The 18299-nt window shown below is 44.5% G+C and carries 20 protein-coding genes and 1 pseudogene; 13 read left to right on the forward strand and 8 right to left on the reverse strand.

The features are described 5' to 3' along the window. The first annotated feature begins 65 nt into the window (after positions 1-65). Positions 66-302: a hypothetical protein gene (locus tag RIE73_RS27050; RefSeq protein WP_446404116.1), complete on the forward strand. Its 237-nt coding sequence runs from the start codon at positions 66-68 to the stop codon at positions 300-302. Positions 303-331: 29 nt separating this feature from the next. Here the strand turns inward: RIE73_RS27050 and RIE73_RS27055 are convergent, their stop codons facing one another. Beyond that, positions 332-1693 (reverse strand): NB-ARC domain-containing protein, encoded by a 1362-nt coding sequence (locus RIE73_RS27055; protein WP_446404117.1) that lies wholly within the window; start codon positions 1691-1693, stop codon positions 332-334. 252 nt (positions 1694-1945) lie between these two features. Here RIE73_RS27055 and RIE73_RS27060 point away from each other — a divergent pair, with 252 nt between their 5' ends. The 5 genes from RIE73_RS27060 (at position 1946) to RIE73_RS27080 (ending at position 4954) form a co-directional block, all read left to right on the forward strand. Then, complete coding sequence (locus RIE73_RS27060; RefSeq protein WP_446404118.1) at positions 1946-2398, forward strand: LOG family protein; 453 nt, start codon at positions 1946-1948, stop codon at positions 2396-2398. A gap of 14 nt (positions 2399-2412) precedes the next feature. Beyond that, positions 2413-2844, forward strand: coding sequence for a hypothetical protein (locus RIE73_RS27065; protein WP_446404119.1), 432 nt, complete (start codon positions 2413-2415; stop codon positions 2842-2844). Between the two features lie 25 nt (positions 2845-2869). After that, the gene (locus RIE73_RS27070; RefSeq protein WP_446404120.1) at positions 2870-4045 is read left to right on the forward strand and encodes a glycosyltransferase family 4 protein; all 1176 of its coding nucleotides are present in this window, start codon (positions 2870-2872) and stop codon (positions 4043-4045) included. 95 nt (positions 4046-4140) lie between these two features. Beyond that, positions 4141-4491, forward strand: coding sequence for a hypothetical protein (locus tag RIE73_RS27075; protein ID WP_446404121.1), 351 nt, complete (start codon positions 4141-4143; stop codon positions 4489-4491). A gap of 220 nt (positions 4492-4711) precedes the next feature. Next, the gene (locus tag RIE73_RS27080; protein ID WP_446404122.1) at positions 4712-4954 is read left to right on the forward strand and encodes a hypothetical protein; all 243 of its coding nucleotides are present in this window, start codon (positions 4712-4714) and stop codon (positions 4952-4954) included. A 49-nt stretch (positions 4955-5003) separates the two neighbouring features. Here RIE73_RS27080 and RIE73_RS27085 read toward each other — a convergent pair whose 3' ends face one another. Then, positions 5004-5447: a type II toxin-antitoxin system VapC family toxin gene (locus RIE73_RS27085; protein ID WP_446404123.1), complete on the reverse strand. Its 444-nt coding sequence runs from the start codon at positions 5445-5447 to the stop codon at positions 5004-5006. Further along, positions 5447-5698 carry a hypothetical protein gene (locus tag RIE73_RS27090; protein WP_446404124.1) on the reverse strand — a complete coding sequence of 84 codons (252 nt, stop codon included), beginning with the start codon at positions 5696-5698 and terminating at the stop codon, positions 5447-5449. The genes RIE73_RS27085 and RIE73_RS27090 overlap by 1 nt, the downstream gene beginning before the upstream one ends. 133 nt (positions 5699-5831) lie before the next feature. On the opposite strand from RIE73_RS27090, the gene RIE73_RS27095 reads away from it, so the two are divergent. Further along, positions 5832-6182: a hypothetical protein gene (locus RIE73_RS27095; RefSeq protein ID WP_446404125.1), complete on the forward strand. Its 351-nt coding sequence runs from the start codon at positions 5832-5834 to the stop codon at positions 6180-6182. Beyond that, positions 6179-6607 (forward strand): annotated as a pseudogene (locus tag RIE73_RS27100) (PIN domain-containing protein). Before RIE73_RS27095 ends, RIE73_RS27100 begins: the two are co-directional and overlap by 4 nt. 168 nt (positions 6608-6775) lie before the next feature. Here the strand turns inward: RIE73_RS27100 and RIE73_RS27105 are convergent. Beyond that, on the reverse strand, positions 6776-8230 hold the full coding sequence (locus RIE73_RS27105) for a bifunctional orotidine-5'-phosphate decarboxylase/orotate phosphoribosyltransferase (RefSeq protein WP_446404126.1): 1455 nt from the start codon (positions 8228-8230) through the stop codon (positions 6776-6778). Beyond that, positions 8227-8727 (reverse strand): low molecular weight protein-tyrosine-phosphatase, encoded by a 501-nt coding sequence (locus RIE73_RS27110; protein ID WP_446404127.1) that lies wholly within the window; start codon positions 8725-8727, stop codon positions 8227-8229. The genes RIE73_RS27105 and RIE73_RS27110 overlap by 4 nt, the downstream gene beginning before the upstream one ends. A 148-nt stretch (positions 8728-8875) precedes the next feature. Here RIE73_RS27110 and RIE73_RS27115 point away from each other — a divergent pair, with 148 nt between their 5' ends. From RIE73_RS27115 to RIE73_RS27130, 4 genes are all read left to right on the forward strand, one after another. After that, positions 8876-10249 (forward strand): SGNH/GDSL hydrolase family protein, encoded by a 1374-nt coding sequence (locus tag RIE73_RS27115; RefSeq protein WP_446404128.1) that lies wholly within the window; start codon positions 8876-8878, stop codon positions 10247-10249. Positions 10250-10521: 272 nt separating this feature from the next. After that, positions 10522-10752, forward strand: coding sequence for a CU044_2847 family protein (locus tag RIE73_RS27120; RefSeq protein WP_446404129.1), 231 nt, complete (start codon positions 10522-10524; stop codon positions 10750-10752). 31 nt (positions 10753-10783) lie between these two features. Beyond that, entirely contained in the window at positions 10784-11134 is a 351-nt protein-coding gene (locus RIE73_RS27125) for a S1 family peptidase (protein ID WP_446404214.1), read from the forward strand. A 200-nt stretch (positions 11135-11334) separates the two neighbouring features. Then, complete coding sequence (locus RIE73_RS27130; RefSeq protein ID WP_446404130.1) at positions 11335-11649, forward strand: hypothetical protein; 315 nt, start codon at positions 11335-11337, stop codon at positions 11647-11649. Positions 11650-12156: 507 nt separating this feature from the next. On the opposite strand, the gene RIE73_RS27135 is transcribed toward RIE73_RS27130, so the two are convergent. Next, a complete protein-coding gene (locus tag RIE73_RS27135) occupies positions 12157-13443 on the reverse strand; it encodes a DNA methyltransferase (protein WP_446404131.1) in 1287 nt (428 codons plus the stop codon). Positions 13444-13515: 72 nt separating this feature from the next. Here RIE73_RS27135 and RIE73_RS27140 point away from each other — a divergent pair, with 72 nt between their 5' ends. After that, positions 13516-13719 (forward strand): hypothetical protein, encoded by a 204-nt coding sequence (locus RIE73_RS27140; RefSeq protein ID WP_446404132.1) that lies wholly within the window; start codon positions 13516-13518, stop codon positions 13717-13719. 393 nt (positions 13720-14112) lie between these two features. Here the strand turns inward: RIE73_RS27140 and RIE73_RS27145 are convergent, their stop codons facing one another. Together RIE73_RS27145 and RIE73_RS27150 are read right to left on the reverse strand one after the other, a co-directional pair. Further along, entirely contained in the window at positions 14113-14550 is a 438-nt protein-coding gene (locus RIE73_RS27145; RefSeq protein ID WP_446404133.1) for a chemotaxis protein CheW, read from the reverse strand. An 88-nt stretch (positions 14551-14638) separates the two neighbouring features. Further along, positions 14639-17986 carry a response regulator gene (locus tag RIE73_RS27150; RefSeq protein WP_446404134.1) on the reverse strand — a complete coding sequence of 1116 codons (3348 nt, stop codon included), beginning with the start codon at positions 17984-17986 and terminating at the stop codon, positions 14639-14641. Positions 17987-18299 lie beyond the last annotated feature (313 nt).

Raw genomic sequence — 18299 nt, forward strand, 5'->3', positions numbered from 1 at the left:
AACAAGGCACTTATTACAGCGATCGATTAATTGAAACCCTTGCAGAAACTTACGGAAGGTAAACCATGACTAAACAAGTTCCCGAACCCAATACTGAATTACTATCGGCTGACGATATTCATCAAGATGTGATGACGCTAACAACCGCTTTAGAACAACGCCATGCTGAACGCAAAGCCTATCAGATTTTATCCCGTCCAGATATCCGTAATTTGCTCGATCGCATCCTAGCCAGTGGAATTTGTACCACAGAAGAGGAAGCCATAGAACGTGCCCTGACCATCTTGATAACTGAAAGTTGAGAAAGCTGTCTCGCCTCCGTTAGCGCATTCTATCTCTCTTTCACATAGGCTTTAACTAAAGCTTGAACGGCGAACAGCGATGATCCGTTATCGGTTATTTTTTCAATTAAACCCCTTTTCCTCAAAGACTGTACCGCCTTCAAAAAATCGGAATCAGACAACGCTAACTCGGCAGGTTTATCGGAAATGTCTACCGCGTTTTGGTTCGCTAACCACAGCATTACCATTTTTTCAGATTCAGATAACCGTTGATATTGTGCCTGCAATCTGGGTTCTAAGTCTCCCAGAAATAGACTGGGATAGGATAAGAAGCGATTAACGCTACCGTTAAATAAATCTTGAATGGTAGAGGCGATTATAGTTAACCAGGAGGGGTTGCCACTGTAACGTTCGATCAGTTCCAACCATTTATCCTCATCGGTTAAGCCTTTGTTCGTCAAGATTTCCACCGCCGACTTTGCCAAACCATCAAGTTGTAACGTGCGACAGTGGCGATTTTCTCCTTCTAAGATAGCCATTTCTGTAGGTTTTTCCCAACTCATGAGGAGGAAGCAACTGTGGTGAGGTGTTCGCGCAATTTGTTGCCAGAATTTGCTGTAATTTTCACAGTCTGGCAGATATGTACCTGCTAATTCTCCAGGGGTAAATAGTTCTTGGAAGTCGTCGAGGATGATTAGACAGGGATGCGATCGCAGATAGTCGATTAGGGAGGGGAGTTGGGTTTCTCTGTCTTGAGAAAAGAACTGAGTTAAGTTGGTTTTTAGAGATTTCAGCGTCAGGGTGTCGGTACAGTTGCGCCAGAGGATATAATCGAAATTATCTTTAATTTGTTCGACGAGTTCTCTGGCAATGGTGGTTTTGCCGATACCTGGTAATCCAAAGATAGTGACGATGCGGATTTTTTCGTGGAGTATCCACTGTTTGAGGGTGGTTAGTTCTGCGGTGCGGTTGTAGACGCGATCGCATTCCGGTGCTTCGGTTAAATCGTGGCGTTTTTCGGGTTTGGTACTGGTGGCGTTTGAGGGGCGCGATCGGTTTTGTATAGTTTCGTCAGAATGCCAATTTTCTCTACAGAGATTGATGTTACTTCCCCAAAATTTACTCTGTGCAAAATCACCAACATTAGAATTATAAATATAATAGCGTTCCATTGTAGCGCGGAAGTTTGATTTATTAACTTTTTCGTCCAATTCTTCTGATATCAGTTGCCATAAACTGCCTGCTACTCTTTTGACGTTAGCTTCAGTACAGTGATAGTCATCCGCGATTTCTCTGTATTTTTGACTATTCCAGACCCCTGATAATACTGCCTGTTGCAAGCTATTTAAGTGCGATCCCGTTTTGGTCAACACCAATTCATCGACCCATTCCAGGACTTCGTGGACATCCATCGGCGATCCGCATATTGGTTTCTGGTAATTTTACTACCTTTTGCACACTTTTGCAACTTTTTAAGACTAAACTATACTTTTTTGGCAATTTGCGGCTAAAAAATATAGGTCAAAATCTGTACTAAATTACACCTTTTATTACTGTGCAAATTATTGAGAATGTTTATCCTGGAAAACATGACTATAAATTAAGGCAGCTTGTAGCCAAGCCAATAAAATTTGTAGTCTAACCAGAAGCGCTCGCTTTAACTGATGAAGAGTATTTGTGTTTACTGTGGCTCCAACTTTGGTGTTCGTGATAGTTACCTTGAGGCTGCACAAAATTTATGTGCTGAGATGACAAAACGCGAAATAGCCCTTGTTTATGGTGGAGGCAACACAGGGTTAATGGGTGCTATAGCTAATTTTGCACTTGCTGCTGGTGGAAAAGTAATTGGAGTAATTCCACAAGCATTGGTAGATAAGGAGGCTGCACATACTGGATTAAGCGATCTGCGGGTTGTGGGATCAATGCACGAGCGCAAATCGCTAATGGCTGATCTGTCTGATGCCTTTATTGCTTTACCAGGAGGATTAGGAACATTAGAGGAATTTTGTGAAGTGGCAACCTGGACTCAACTTGGATTTCATAGAAAAGCCTGTGGACTCTTAAATATTGAAGGGTTTTATGACAGACTACTTTCTTTTTTGGATTATGAACCCTAGATCATAATGCTTTTTTGTCTTGTATCGGTAGGAGTGACTTAGTAATCACAACGCCAGGAATAGAAACTTTTTATGAAACTGTTTATTTGGGTAAACATTCTGTGCTACTCCTACCTCATAATTCTACCCAGTATTTACAACTTATGGCTTTGATAGATGCAGGGATTGAAAGTCCTGTATGTCACTATAATTATTATGGAAAAACTTGTACATATAAAAGACATTTAGATGAATCTAAAGAAGTCAATGCTGTAATTAATAATTTGAATGAATTTTATTCTTGTTATCAGTCCTTAAGTAATTATCAACATAATTTTTATACATTGATAAAACGTAGATTGATGGAAGCCGATATTTATGAAAACAATAAACAGCAATATTTAAAAAATATAGGTACAAATGGTGGTCAATCAATTATCGAAATTGTTGGCAGATTGATTAACTAGGATTTAACTTAAATAAGGACATTGTATGAAGCTTTTATTTACAATGCATATGCCTTATCTGCCTCCATTAGGTGGAGCCAATAAAACTATCCGTTATTTGGCTGAGGCTTTGGCGTTACGAAAGCACTCAGTCGTGGTTATTGTACCTGCTTTCGGCGAGCCTCCTGGCGGAGTAACAGAAAAGCAATTTTTTGAGGAACAAGAAAGATATGGTATCCGTTGTACTCTCAATCAAGGAGCGTATATATTTCACCTAAATGGTGTTGAAGTTCATGCTGTATCAGATGAAAAAAGAATTAGTTGGTATTTAAAAAATCAGATCAATCAATTTCAGCCTGACTACATAATAGTTGCCGCTGAGGATATTACACAGGTCTTGCTTAAAACATCTCTAAGTGTTCGTAAATGTCCTGTAGTTTGCATAGCACAAACACCATCATTATTGCCATTTGGTTTCTACTCCTTCTATCCTGATCGTCAAAAAACATCTATCTTGAAGCAAGTAGACGCATTTGTTGTTAACAGTAAATTCCTTGCCGATTACGTCCATCATTGGATAAATATTCAACCAATTACTATTTATTTACCTGCGTATGGTCAACCACCATTTCCCAACTTCGGAAATTTTGAATACGGTTTTATTACTTTAGTTAACCCCTGCCATTTAAAAGGTATTTCAATATTTATAAAACTAGCCGATCAATTTCCCGATCTGGAATTTGCCGCAGTTCCGACATGGGGAACGACTTATCAAGATCGAGTATGGCTTGAAAGTATTTCAAATATTTACCTGCTACAACCATCTTCTGATGTTAATCTAATTTTATCTCAAACTCGTATTTTATTAGTCCCATCACTCTGGCTAGAAAATATTCCACTGATTATTATTGAAGCAATGCTTCGAGGAATTCCTGTGATTTCCAGTAATGTAGGAGGAATTGAAGAGATTAATCTAGGAACTGGTTTTATGTTGCCCGTGAAGCCGATTGAACGAGTCGCTCATAGTTTGAACAAAAATAAAACAATTATTCCGTTTGTTCCAGAGCAAAAAATTTTGCATTGGTATAACGCTCTTTTTCAGCTTATATCAAACAAGGAACTATACGACCAGCAGTCTAGCTTAGTTAGAAGTGCCGCCAATAAATTCGTTTCTCAAATTAAAATTGAAGCTTTTGAAGATTTCCTTCGATATGGTTCATGATTATAATTGTAGGGGCGCACCGACGTGCGCCCGATTTAACCATAAATCTATAGCCTCTACTTAACACGAATGTCACTGACTTGCTGTCATAACGTTTGAGAAACAATTCAACCCAATGCTTGGCGATCGCACTCCTGACTTTTCTACAAGGCAAAATAGTAGATACAGCACAACAGGAGCCAGACATGACACTCAATGAACTCTTGCCAGCCATTTATCAACTCAACCCTACCGACAAGCAAAAACTGTTCGAGCTTCTCGATCGCGAACTGCACCCAACCCCCCACACACCAGCCCCAGAACTCCAACCCGAAAACTTTGAAAACGAAGGTCAGTGGCTCATCGCAGTCTTTGATCGACACTTCAGCCAGATCGAATCCAATGAAATTCCCATCGAGCCACGGGAACCCATCCGAGTTGACGAAACCCTGTTTGGCGAACCATGAAAATCATTCTCGACACCAACGTGATTTCGGAACTCATTCATTGGACAGCAATAGCTTTAACCATTTTTACCCGGATTTCAAGAGAGTTTTGAGGCGATTAAAAGCTACAGTCCTTGTTTGGCAAGCTCATCCTCACCGCAGACATTTAATTCTCGTTGAGTTTATCATGGAGGGTGATAAAATCTCGAAGCGGGATAAGATAAATTGAGGAAAATCACCGATGCAAATTACCATCGACCTACCGCCAGACCTCGAACAAGACCTCATCCATCAAGCCACACAATCTAATATTCCCCTGCCTACTTTAATTGTGCAAGTGTTACGCCGCACCATGCAAACGCCACCCATTTCAGTGTCCCAATGGCCAGAGGCGATTTTGTCATATCAAGGAGTCCCTGATTTCCCCGCTTTCGAGTCCTATCGGGATGAACGGCTTCCCCCTCGCGAACCGGAAATTTTCTAATGCAATACCTCCTCGATAACCGGGTTTCTGGGATGTGGAATAAAAACGATCACCAGGATTCTAAAGCGAACGGCTTCACCGCTTGCATCCTTTGAAAATCACTGTCCCTAGAAACAATAGTCAGTTGGTTTCGTAAGGCGATCGCAGCAATCCACAAGTCATTTTCCCCAATCCCTAAATTTTCAATCCGGGTTTTTCTGCGTTTGTTTTTTTCTTGGGGACCCAAACGCTCTAATATTTCCGCCTTAAATTGAGCATAAATATCAGCAGTTTCTTCATCAATAAAATAGACATTAATATCTTCTAGAAACACCTTAATCTGAGCCAAGTTTCTAGCTTTTTGCCCAGAATTATACGCCATATAAAGCAGTTTTGCTTGTACAATCACGCAAGTCGCGACCTGTGCTTCCCCGACTTCAACAATGCGGTTGATGACCGTTGAATCTCCCTGAATAACCCGACTACAAGCGTTTGTATCTAGCAGATACACCATTAAAACTCCAGAGGGCGACGAGTCTCATAAACCATCTTTAGACAATCCTCTAGGTCATCACCAGACCAAGTTCCGGCGTGTCTGAGGAAAGAGCGACCAGAACCGGAACGAAAGCGGAGAGGGCTTGTTGGAGATGAGGACTGAGTTGGGTCAGAAAGAACAGTAACCCGCACTTGACATCCAGCTAAAGCATCGGAATGGCTGACAATCTCTTCCCAAGTTCCCTCGATTTCTAGCCGTTTTGCTGTCATAGAATGTCCTGCTCAATATTACGATTAAATTCATTATAGGCTGCTTCCGCTTCTGATGATCAGACGCTGGAACTGTGGCACTTGGCGACGGGGAAAGCGTTAGCCACATTTACCGGGGAAGCACTAATAACGTTTGAGGAACAATTCAACCCAATGCTTGGCGATCGCACTCCTGATGTTTCCAGAAGGCAAAATAGTAGATACAACACAACAGGAGCCAGACATGACACTCAATGAACTCTTGCCAGCCATTTATCAACTCAACCCTACCGACAAGCAAAAACTGTTCGAGCTTCTCGATCGCGAACTGCACCCAACCTCCCACACACCCGCCCCAGAACTCCAACCCGAAAACTTTGAAAACGAAGGTCAGTGGCTCATCGCAGTCTTTGAGCGACACTTCAGCCAGATCGAACCCAACGAAATTCCCATCGAGCCACGAGAACCCATCCGAGTGGACGAAACCCTGTTTGGCGAACCATGAAAATTCTTCTCGACACCAATGTGATTTCGGAACTCATTCAGCCGAGGGGTTCGAGCGTTATCCGCGAATGGTTAGCTAGCCAAAACGGTGCATCACTGTACACAACCAGCATTACCCAAGCCGAAATTCTGTACGGTATTCAAATTCTCCCAGAAGGACAACGACGACAGAAATTGCTCGACGGAGCATTGATCGTCTTTGAGGATTACTTGGCAGAGCGAATTTTAGCATTCGATCAAAAAGCCGCTGAACTTTATTCCCAAATAGCAGCTTACCGTAAACAAATCGGTCGCCCCATCTCACAATTTGATGCACAAATTGCAGCCATTTGCCGAGTTCACTAGGCAACATTAGCGACCCGCAACATACGCGACTTTTTGGATTGTGGAATTGATTTGGTTAATCCGTGGGAAGCCAAGCGATGAACTGCTTTCCTCTCTGAGATGTGGGTGGGGGCAAGAAACCGGGTTTCTGCGATAGATTTCGGTGAGGATGCAGAGATTGTTATAGAAACCTTGGTCGTCAGCCGTAAAGCGTTTATGGCGCTAAAGCGCAACTACGAACGAACTTAAATTAAGGCGTGGGAGGTTCACTTATTGAATACTGTGGTTAAATGCTTGGAATTGTTCCGGAGTAATTCGTCCTGCTTGATACAGGGTTTGGGTAATTTCTGAAATTGTTAACACGGAATGTGCCTGATAACCATTATCTCTCAATCTATCTTTTACCCCGCCTTCGTGATCAATAAATACGACAATATCCTGCACGTTTAATCCCCCTGACTCCAACTTTGCCGCCCCTTCCATCACACTCTTACCGCTAATCAAAATATCATCCACAACTACTACCGTTTCCCCTGGCTCAAAGTGACCCTCAATCACCCGTCGCGTTCCATGGGCTTTCACTTCCTTGCGGGGGAAAATCATCGGGTGATTCAGGCGCAGGGATAACCCGGTGGCGGTGGGTAATGACCCATAGGGAATCCCGGCAATTCGGTCAAAGGTTAAATTTTGCAGAATCTCGGCATAAGCACTCAGCATTTGATGAAATAGTTGGGGATTGGAGATAACTTTCCGCAAATCAATATAGTAGGGAAAAACGGCTCCAGATGATTGGACAAATTCGCCAAATAGAATGCACTCAATGTCATAAAGTTGCAGAATTAAATCCTGATGGGGATGTCTTTCGAGAAAACAAACATCGGGCGTCCATAACTCACAAGCCGAACCCTGTTGAATCTTTTTCCCTCTTGCTTGATTAATCTTCTCTCGCAGGGGTTGGATGGCGGCGGCGGGTTCTTCTGTGGCTAACATATCCTGGGGAACGGGAATTAATAATCCCTCACCATTGGTATTTAACCCAGCCGCTAAAATTTGATTGAGTTCAGCCCCTCCTTCCGCCCAAATACTGCGGGCTAAAATTAAGCGTTCTGGGGCAATTGACCGAATCTTTGCCAATATGTCTGGTGAGGTTGTGCCAACTTCTAGGGCTAAATCTTCGGGTGCGCCCCAGGTTTTGGCTTCCTTCACGACTTGCAGATAAAGGGGTGTTTGGGGTTGGGGATACTGCTGGATAGCAACAGCCGCCGGATTGGAGGTGCAGCAGAGAATAAAGACGGCTTTACCGGGATAAATTAAAAAGGGGGCAATGTGGTCTTGTCCAGAATAAGGACTCAGCGTAACCGCATCCACCCGCGATCGCGTAAAAATGGTTTCGGCAAAGACGGTGCTAGTGTTTAAATCACCATGTTTGGCATCTAAAATAATCGGGATGGAGTCCGGAATCGCCGCGAGTGTCTGTTCTAATAAGTTGAGTCCCGGTGCGCCCAACGCTTTGTAAAAGCCAAATGTGGGCTTATAGGCGCAGACTAAATCCGCTGTTTGCTGGATAATCCAGTGTAGCCAATCCCTTAACCCATCGATCAGATCACCGGAATATTCTCCAGTGGCGTAACGCTTGGGCATCATTTCCGGGTTAGGATCGAGTCCGACAACCAGTAAACTTTGATTTTGGGCGATCGCATGATTGAGTTTCTCAAAAAAGCTCATTGAACTTTGCCTTTGGCGGGTAGGGAATAGGTTTTAATCACATACTCCAATAATCCCTCGCAAGCATCGAGGAGTAAATCAATCACTTGGTTAAATCCCTCTGAACCCCCATAATAGGGATCAGGAACGTCTCGTATCCGATGGCGAGTGGCAAAATCACACATTAATCGCACTTTATCCCGATACTTCCCCGTCGCATCTAGAAACAGAATCTCGCGTAAATTCTCCCGATCCATCGCCAAAATTAGGTCGAACGCTTCAAAGTCAGGGATTTGAAACTGTCGGGCTTTCCCTTTGAGGATGATTCCCCGTTGGCTGGCGGCGAGAGTCATGCGTTCATCGGGAGGAGAACCAATATGATAATCACCCGTCCCCGCTGAGTCACAGACAATACTCTCCTGTAATCCCGCTTGTTCAATTAAGTAATTCATAATGTTCTCGGCGGAGGGAGAACGGCAAATATTACCAAGGCAGACAAAGAGTAGCTTGCAGGGCATAGGTATAATGGATAGTTCTGTACAACTATGGATTTTAACCCACGCTCAGATGTAACCCTGCCATTTTAATGTCAGTCTGATGACCCCATCCGTGTTAAGTTTAGCAACGCAGCCGCCCGATTCTGTGATGATTTGAGGAAAGTATTTGATGTTCAAGTCGCGCCGCCGTCGCACCTACCGTAAGCGCCGCCGCCCCTTCCCATTACTCGCGATTATTTTAGCGATTCCGATTATCTTAATTCTCCTAGAATTGTCCACTCGGCTGTTGGTTGGTGTTTTGGGCAAAACCTCTGAGTTAGCTGCTTACGAGGGTGAACCAGCGATCGTGAATGTTTATCGCCTCAAGTTTTTGAATGAAAATGACCAGCCTTACGAGGGGTTATCCGAACAGGGGCGACTCGCCGCCCACCGGAGTCTCGCTGTAGGGTATGAGCTTGAAGGCGAGCAAACCAGCAATTTTTGGCAGATTAATCCCCAAGGATTCCGCGACACTGAACCTGTTCCCCTAGACAAACCCAACAATGAATTTCGGATTTTTTTGCTGGGAGGATCAACAGCATTTGGTCAATGGAATCCCAGTAATCAAGCCACCATTGCGGCTCAACTGGAAGCGCGTCTGAATGAACGGGTTGCTCAACAGAAGCGTTCTCCGGAGAAATATCGACCGACAGATTTGCCCTTCTATAAACCGGATTTAGAACAGGCGTTGGCATTACCGCCTAAGATTAAAGATGGTCAATATCGGGTGATTAATGCGGCTGTACCGGGGTATGCATCAGGGAATGAATTGGCTCAGTTAGCGTTGCAGATTTTGTCCTATCAACCAGATGCGATTATGGTTTTGGATGGATACATGGACTTGCTCCTACCGAGCGATCGCATGGCAACGGATATTCCTCATATTGAAACCTTTCTCAGTGATGCCTCTGGACATTTTTGGACGCACCTCTCCCAAGAGTTAACTTCTGTGGTGACGAACACCTATCTGGTGAAAGCCACTCAATACTGGATCATACGTCCCCAACCCTCGGTGAGTCGCCTGAGTTTAGCGGCGTTGAATGGTACAACCCACCTAGCCAACTATCTTCCTGCTAACTCAGAGGAACTGCAAGAACGAGTTACCCGTTATCGCGATCGCCACAAGCAAATGATTCGCTTGGCAACTGGGGCATCTGTTCCTTTAATTATCGCCGTACAACCCGAAATTACGGGTCGTGGGGGTAATCAACAGATTTCACTCAGAGAGCAGGAAATTTTGGTTGAATTAGGAGCAGATTATCAGACACGAATCCAAGATGGCTATGTTGCTTTAGCTAAATCACTGGATCAGCTTCAAAGTTGGTATCCCGAAAATGTGAAAACGCTGAACTTCTACGATATTTATAACGATTTTTCTGATCGGGCGTTTTGGGATGCCATTCATTTGACCGAGGAAGCCAACCGCATCTTATCGGAGCGCTTATACCAAACGCTGACGGCTTCATCTGAGCTGCAAGTGCCACCGTCTCGACCTATACCTTAGTTTGAAGGATTGGAGAAATGGGGAAGGAAAAGATTAAAATTAACCATAGAAGTACAAAGACGAATAGCACTGAGCTAAGCAATTTTAGCTCGCCCAAACCCTTGATATTCCGTAGGGTGCAGCCTTAAGTCAGTACCATTAGTAGGACATTCTTTACTGTTCCCTGTTATACACCGAGCGTGTTACCGAGCGAAGCCGAGGTAAGCCGAGGTGTTCCCTAATCTCAACCGTTCACTTTAGATTGTAAGAACTCAATTGAGGAGACAGATGAAATGACCTTTGCCGAATCCCGCAGTGACACCGTTCCCGTTGAACTTCCCAATGGGGCGATCGCTTTCTTTGAGGTGACAACCACGGGGCGAGAAGATGTCAGCTTTGACGCCAAGCAGTTTCAGCCTGTTGCTGATGCGATCGAGGGGGTAGTACAGATGGTCGCCGCACCCCTGAAAAAAGCTAGACCCAAGAAGGCGACGGTAAAATTTGGTATGGGAAGCCCAGCCTAAACCGTAAACCCTGAGTCGCGTCGAGAGTCTGCTGCAACAATGCACAGTTAAGCTTTCCCTTCCCGGAGGTTGGGGAACAGGCTTTTTTGTCGCTCCAGAATGGATTCTCACCTGCGCTCATGTGGTCAAAGGGGCGAAGGGTGAATCGATTCAGGTACGCTGGCAGATGCAGCAGAATTGGTCACAGGCGGTGGTGGAGGAATCGCTTCCTGATCCTTATGATTTAGCTCTGTTGCGGGTGACGCTTCCTATTGATGCCAATCCGCCTTGTGTGTATTTGGATGGGGCGATTCAATCCCGTGATCCACTCTATCTATTTGGTTATCCTGATCGAGAGTTTGACAATGGCTGTCCGGTAACGTTTAACTGTCCACCTAATTAATAGGGCATGGCAATGCCATGCCCCTACGCGAATTGATCCGGTAGGGGCACGATATTATCGTGCCCTGATCTAGCGCCCCGACTGGTGAGTCTGACTCGTGGTAGCGTTCGTTTGATGCGATCGCGAATCCTAAAATGATAATATATTCAACGAAACAGAAAAATTATCCTTATTTTTATCTTAGACAAGTAGAACCCAATATGAGTCAGTTATCGTCTAATCGCGTCCGTAAAGGACGAGTATTTCCTGAACGTCGTCTCTCGCCAGAAGAGAAAGCAAAACGTCGCGCAGAAAATGAAATATTTTATCGAAATTGTCGTGTTGTTTTTGACCGAGTTCAACCTGAACTAATCAAAAATTACTACGATTGGTTTATTGTCATAGAGCCAGAAAGCGGAGATTATTTTATTGATCCAGATGAAACCGTTGCTCGAAAAAAAGCTCGTGAAAACCATCCTAATTCTAAACGTCTCATTATGCGTATTAATCAGACGGAAACTTGCGGCAGGATATGATTTCAGGCGAATTTAACAGTAAGGGAGAGTTGATTTTTGAAATTGGTTTAATTGCCGTTGATGGTGATAGTATTCCAATTCAAGCAATTCTGGATACAGGATTTACGGGTTGGTGAGCCAGTAATAACCAAGATGCAGAGAGTTATTGGCTCCAACTTAAACGACTTGTCGTAGATTTTCCAGAAAGATTGTTGATCCTTGGCTCAGAATAATTCACATTTTTGTGAGTGCGATCGCGCCGTTTGTAGGGACACGATATTATCGTGCCCTGATCTAGCTTTGCCTTTACCCGAATCATGGTGCGTTACGGCGACATTTCTATTAGAAGGATAACAAATATGAGTGATTACGCCTAACGCACCCTACAGTTCTACGGTTTTTAATTGGTGGATTAGAATTGTAGGGGCGCAAGGACTTGCGCCCGGTTTAACCGTCAAATCTATCCCACAATTTTAGCTGTGCCACGCCACTACAAAATGTGTGATCGCTTACTTGGGCAATTCCCATTCACTTTGACTGATTATTAATTCCTGAGAAATCCAGTTCAGTTTGAATAGCTAAGGCTTTCTGATTCCGCTTCCCTTGGGTTTTTCCACACATCTGGGCTTTTTCTCTCACCGATTCCGAAGTCCAGAGTCCCTTCTCCCTCCTTACCTTCACTGTTTTGTTAGTAAACAGGCAATTATAACCCTCTCGAATTTGTTGTAAATAGTCACGTTCCTGATCAAGTTTCTGGAAACGGCTTAAAATATCATCGACAGAACCAATCTCAATACCAAGCCAATGGCGATGTTTCATCTCTGCGACGACATAAGTTGTCCCTGCACCACCAAAGGGATCAAAAACAATATCTCCTTGATCAGATGCCATTTCAATAATCCGATCGATCAGTTTAATAGAAAGTTCATTCGCTCCTTCTCGCTGCTTATAACGCTTGTGTCTAACAGGTGGAATATCATACCAGACATCGGTTAGATTGACACCTCTAGGATTCATTTTATGTTTATAGCCTCCGTAATCGCGCAACTCCTGATAACAGTTTGAGCATATCTCTAGCGGAAGCCGATCCGGATGAAAAGTTTTTGGCTTTTCCCCTTTACAATAGTAAAGGAGTGAATAATGGGAAGGATATAACCGTCCAGCAATAGGAAATCTGTATTTAATATCAACCGATATCCAGTGCCTAAATGTCAGGCGGTTATTCAGAAATCCAGATAAGTGACTATTCCACTTAGGCAGATTCCAGAGAAATAAACTACCCGCAGGCTTTAAGATGCGAATGCATTCAGTTAGCCAAGCTTCACACCACTCTAAATAATCCGACTCGTTTAAATTATCATCTATGCCTGAAGGATAGTTTTTACTGAGATTAAAAGGGGGATCGGCAAAAACTAAATCAACCGTTTCTGCTTCCATGTCGCGCATCAAGTCTAGGCAATCTCCCTGATATAACTGTCCATAATCAGTTTCGAGCATTAATCTTGGCGTCGTTGTATCAGCAGGCAATGATGGACGATCAGATTTAATAAGTTCATAAATTTCTTCAGCCTTATCCTGTATGGCGGCAATGGTTTTCCGATCCAGATAACCCATTAAAAACTTAAGTTTTAGGGGCGGAATATTTGTCACCAAATGAATTTTTTCTAACTCTATCTCTGAGGGCAAAATTCTATTTTTATCGTAGTATCTAAGTCGTTCAACAGAAATACCTGTTTTAGACGCTAATTGCTTAATCGCGACTGAATCATCGGACTTGATACCGATGGCTTGAAACAATGGATGGGTAACAGACATGAGCCAAGTTTTCTCCGTTATGTCAATCAGACTGAGGTTGGGCTTTTGTAGCCTATAGGCATTGTTGGAGGCTTGCTTATTGTACCCTCACGGGAAATGTACCAGTGGTTGACAGACCGTATCGGTAATTTTCCTGAGATTGAACCTTATTTTCCCCTGTGGCGTGCTGTCCCTGTTGAGGAAGGAATTTTAGCTGTCATTGAGGTAGAACATGATCGGACTTCGCCGTTTGTTCAACGTATCGAAAAAGGAACAGATGGGCGAGCGTTACGCTAACTGTTTCATCAGTCGTGAGGAGTGCGATCGCGCCGTTTGTAGTAAGGGCATTTAGCCCTTTTTTGCCTTGACCCGAATCATGGTGCGTTACGGCGACATTTCCATGAAAAGGATAATAAATAGGAGTGATTACGCCTAACGCACCCTACGGTTCTTTCTTTGCCTTGACTCGAATAATGGTGCGTTACGGCGACATTCCCATGAAAAGGATAACAAATAGGAGTGATTACGCCTAACGCACCCTACGGTTATACGGTTCTTTCTTTGCCTTGACTCGAATCATGGTGCGTTACGGCGACATTCCCATGAAAAGGACAATAAATAGGAGTGATTACGCCTAACGCACCCTACGGTTCTTACAAAGGACATAAGACGCAGGACAAATGACAAAGCTTATCCAACTGGATTAAATAATTCATATAAATCTAACATAAAAATTGTAGTTTTCTGCTCATTCTCCTGGAGAACCGCCGCATGACTTACCATCGGTAAGCGACGGTTATATTTAGGTAACTTACGAATGAGGTCAGGATTTAATTCAATTAAATTGGGGGGTTCATCGACGATAATGCCAAAGAGATCGCCTTCTATGGGGTTGGTAATGACTAAAAAGGATTGCAAGTTGGTTGAATCGGTGTCATGGTCAGGATTTAACTGTTGATGTAAATCGACAATCCGAATTGTATAATCTCCAATTTGCAGTAATCCCATGGCATTCCAACCAGTCTCATTGGATGGTGTGTTTAGCACCTTTAACACGTTATCCATGGGCAATGACATCAGAGAGTCGCTAATCTTAAAGACGATATATTTTTGGGTGTCAGGGGTCATGGTTCATTGGTTAATAAAGGACAGAATGCAAAAGACAGCAGCACGTTTATCTCTCTCTAGGTAGAAAATTTCAGAACGTTCTAACCATCTAAGTATTGATGAATTGCTGCACGGTTTCTAACAACTGAGGTTCGAGAAATGGCTTGGTGATATAATCATTCGCCCCTAACTCAGTCGCAATTAAACGGTGTTTTTCGCTACTGCGAGAGGTTAAAATGACAACAGGAATATTCGCTAATGCTGGCTCCTGTTGGCGGTATTTAAGAAACTCAAATCCGTTCATGCGCGGCATTTCAATGTCACAAATAACTAATTGAATTTCCCCCTGATTTTGCAGTTGTTCAATGGCTTCATACCCATCCTTTGCCTGGAGAATCTGATAGCCTGCCTTTTGTAAGGTAAAGGTTAAGCTTTGGCGCACGGTAATCGAATCATCGACAATCAGCACCAGTTGGGGCGATCGCCTGGGGGTTGGGGTAGGGGGTGGCGGTTCAGGTGCAGCAGGTAACGCCGCTGGGCGGGAGGGAGATAATTGTCGCTGGGGTTGATCGGATGCAACGGAGGTGGAACCCGTTAAAGCCACCATTGAGGATTGAAAATCAGCGGTAAACTCTGGCGAGGATTTTGCCGTCTGCTGATCAGCAATCGACTGCATTAATGTTGTTCCATCTAGCACCAGGGCTAACCCACCATCTGCCAGAATACAGCCGCCATACACGTAATCTGGAGGTGCAATCATCGATCCTAGGGGACGAATCACTAATTCCTGTTCCCCGACAAGCTGGTTGACTTCCAAGCCTAATAGCCGATTCTGACACCGGATTAAAATTACCGACATTTTCGGAGTTTGCTCAACTAACGGGCGTTGAGAGGACAATACTAAGGTTTTCGGTTGAGGAATATGGTAATCTAACACCTCTGCCAAGGAAAAAATCGGGATCAGTTGCTCATCCTTGCCAGTACCCCATCGCAGCACTTTCCCCTCATCCCAGCAGCGCAGTCGTTCCGGTGGCGGGATAATGATTTGTTCGATCGCATCTGAGAGTAAAGCATAAGTTTGACCTCCCGCCTCCATCAACAGTAGCTTGGCGATGGTCAGATTTAGGGGGATTTGCAGCCGAAAGGTCGTTCCATAGTACGGTTGAGAATATACCGTCACTGACCCTTGCAGGGATTCCACCTGAGAACGCACCACATCCATGCCAATTCCCCGCCCGGATAAATCACTTAACCCGGAAGCCGTGGAAAAGCCGGGTTCAAACAGAAACTCAGCGAGTTGGGCGGGTGTTAACTGTCTGGCTTTTTCGGCGTCGATTAAGCGCTGTTCCACCGCCCGTTGGCGAATCTTCTCAAAGTTTAACCCTTGCCCATCATCCCGAACTTCAATCACCAAATATCGATTCTGGTGATAGGCATCAATGGCAATAGTACCCTGACGAGTTTTGCCGGATTCTTGGCGAACCTCTGGCGACTCAATCCCATGATCAAAGGCATTTCGGATCAGGTGCAGTAAGGGGTCATAAAGTTTCTGCACCACCACTTTATCCACTAATACCTCTGTCCCATCCATGTAGAGTTCCACAGATTTATTGTGGGTGACTTCTAACTGTTGTAACACTCGCGGAAACCGTCTAAATAAAGTACCTAACGGTAACAGTCGCGCCTCCATCAATGTGTCACGGATACTGGTTAGCAGTCGCCGTTGTTTGTCAAAGGTTTGATTAAATTGACTGGCAAAAACTTCAATCGACTCCGTTGCTTCCGTGAGTTGGGCGGTATCATCCATCAGCGACTGGATTAAAAGCTGCGGTTGGTTATAACTATCCAGTTCTAACGGGTCAAATTGATTCGGGATTGTCGTCTGGGGAGTTTGCCAAGCTAATGATGGGTTTTCGTTGATCCAGTCTCGACGCCTTTTCCCCCTGAGATTCATCCGTTTTTGTCGCGATCGATGCAATTGACGGTCATGCCAATCTTGCAATTCATCCAAGAGTTGTTGATGCTGTTGCAGCCGACTTAATACTAAACGAACCGCTGATTGCAATTGCTCATCCTGGAGGGATTGGCGATTTTGGTAGGTTAAGAGTTCCCCAACGGCATAATTTAAATGTTCTAAATGATCAATATTCACCCGCACCGTTTGCGGCTGCGTTTCCGGAACAGATTCTTGTTGTCCCCGTGGCGAAGGTAAAACATAATTCGTTAACGGTTCTTCCGCGTCTACTGGAGGAGTCGGTATCGATTCTGGGATTGAGTCCTGAAAATTATTGGCTGGAGTCTTGAAGACGGGAAACACTTCTTCGGATTCCGATTCAGATTCTACCTGAATATCCTCCTCCGTTGTTGATTCGGAAACCGAGATATTTCCCCAAACACTATCCAATAAGTCAGCCGAATCGGGTTCCTCAACCCCTTCTGTCTCCGCTTCGGATACACTCTCCTCCTCATACTCATTGATATCGATATCCAGTAAAGGCGTCAAATCCGTCGCCTCCAGTTGAAAATCTGCCGAATCCGTGATCGGACGTTCCAAAAACTCCTCATTGGGGTAAGCTGAATCCGCCGCATCTGCACTAACCTCTGGATCACTCAGATCCCCTTCCCACACCTGCGGTGGTGCGGCTTCCAGCGGCGCATGATCGGGAATAGCATCCAGCATCCCCGCCAATTCTTGCAGGGATTGAGAGGGTTGACCCCCTTGAGTGCGATCGCCATTCAACACCGCCTTTTGTCCCGCTTGCAAATCAGCTAGGGCGATCTGAGTAATCATTTGAGCCTGATCTGGATAATTCTCCAACGCCGCGATCGCACTACTGGCAATCGCCGCAAATCCCGGTAAATTCATCGATTCCGCCACACCCAGCAACACCTCCGCCTGCGATCGCAAGGTGTCCGCCATCACAGACGGATTATTACTCGCCAAAGCCTCGGTAATTTCCTCTAACCGCTGACTTACCCCCACCTCAAAAATAGATTGGGTGACATCAAATCCTAACTCCAACGAACTGGGAATATTGGCTTGTTGTTCAAAACAATCACCCAGCTTTTCCTGCAACTTAGCAAACACCGCCGCCGTGCGATCGAGAACTTCCGCCTCATTAATCTTTCCCCCCATCACTTCCGCCGTGAGAGGTAAGCGCAGACATTCATACCCTTCAAACAGTAACGCCTCCACCTCCGCATCAATCACGACATCGGGATTAAACAGAGTTTTAAAAATATCCTCCAACGAGTGAGCCACCGTTTTAATGGTGTCCAACTCCACACTCGCCGCCGCCCCTTTGAGGGTGTGAGTGGTTCGCATTAAGTGATGAACTTTATTAACACTAAAATTAGCCCGTAAATCGAGTAATTCTTGTTCAATAATACCCATAAGTTCCGGCGCTTCTTCCAGAAAATATTGGTAACTTTGTTCACGAATATTTGGATCGTTCATGGGAAAACTGTTGGATTGTGAGGGATGTAGGGGCGGGTTTAGGGACTTGCTTTTCGCTATTACTGATAACGCTGGTACAAAACCCGCCCTGACTAAATGGTTGAATTTTGACTCAACGCTAGGTTCAATAATTCTGGTTTGTAGGGGCGGGTTTAGGGATTTAGCTTGGCTATTGCGGATAACCTTTGTACAAAACCCGCCCTGACTAAGTGTTGAATTTTGACCCAACGCTAGGCTCAATAATTCTGGTTTGTAGGGGCGGGTTTAGGGACTTGCTTTTCGCTATTGCGGATAACCTTGGTACAAAACCCGC

The sequence above is a fragment of the Coleofasciculus sp. C1-SOL-03 genome (assembly GCF_040220555.1).
In the GTDB taxonomy this organism is placed as follows: Bacteria; Cyanobacteriota; Cyanobacteriia; order Cyanobacteriales; family Coleofasciculaceae; genus Coleofasciculus.

Coding starts and splice junctions, on each gene's coding strand:
- RIE73_RS27120 (WP_446404129.1), top strand. CDS start 10,522: ATGACCTTTGCCGAATCCCGCAGTGACACCGTTCCCGTTGAACTTCCC.
- RIE73_RS27115 (WP_446404128.1), top strand. CDS start 8,876: ATGTTCAAGTCGCGCCGCCGTCGCACCTACCGTAAGCGCCGCCGCCCC.
- RIE73_RS27060 (WP_446404118.1), top strand. CDS start 1,946: ATGAAGAGTATTTGTGTTTACTGTGGCTCCAACTTTGGTGTTCGTGAT.
- RIE73_RS27130 (WP_446404130.1), top strand. CDS start 11,335: ATGAGTCAGTTATCGTCTAATCGCGTCCGTAAAGGACGAGTATTTCCT.
- RIE73_RS27105 (WP_446404126.1), bottom strand. CDS start 8,230: ATGAGCTTTTTTGAGAAACTCAATCATGCGATCGCCCAAAATCAAAGT.
- RIE73_RS27055 (WP_446404117.1), bottom strand. CDS start 1,693: ATGGATGTCCACGAAGTCCTGGAATGGGTCGATGAATTGGTGTTGACC.
- RIE73_RS27090 (WP_446404124.1), bottom strand. CDS start 5,698: ATGACAGCAAAACGGCTAGAAATCGAGGGAACTTGGGAAGAGATTGTC.
- RIE73_RS27135 (WP_446404131.1), bottom strand. CDS start 13,443: ATGTCTGTTACCCATCCATTGTTTCAAGCCATCGGTATCAAGTCCGAT.
- RIE73_RS27050 (WP_446404116.1), top strand. CDS start 66: ATGACTAAACAAGTTCCCGAACCCAATACTGAATTACTATCGGCTGAC.
- RIE73_RS27145 (WP_446404133.1), bottom strand. CDS start 14,550: ATGACCCCTGACACCCAAAAATATATCGTCTTTAAGATTAGCGACTCT.
- RIE73_RS27110 (WP_446404127.1), bottom strand. CDS start 8,727: ATGCCCTGCAAGCTACTCTTTGTCTGCCTTGGTAATATTTGCCGTTCT.
- RIE73_RS27150 (WP_446404134.1), bottom strand. CDS start 17,986: ATGAACGATCCAAATATTCGTGAACAAAGTTACCAATATTTTCTGGAA.
- RIE73_RS27080 (WP_446404122.1), top strand. CDS start 4,712: ATGCAAATTACCATCGACCTACCGCCAGACCTCGAACAAGACCTCATC.
- RIE73_RS27085 (WP_446404123.1), bottom strand. CDS start 5,447: ATGGTGTATCTGCTAGATACAAACGCTTGTAGTCGGGTTATTCAGGGA.
- RIE73_RS27070 (WP_446404120.1), top strand. CDS start 2,870: ATGAAGCTTTTATTTACAATGCATATGCCTTATCTGCCTCCATTAGGT.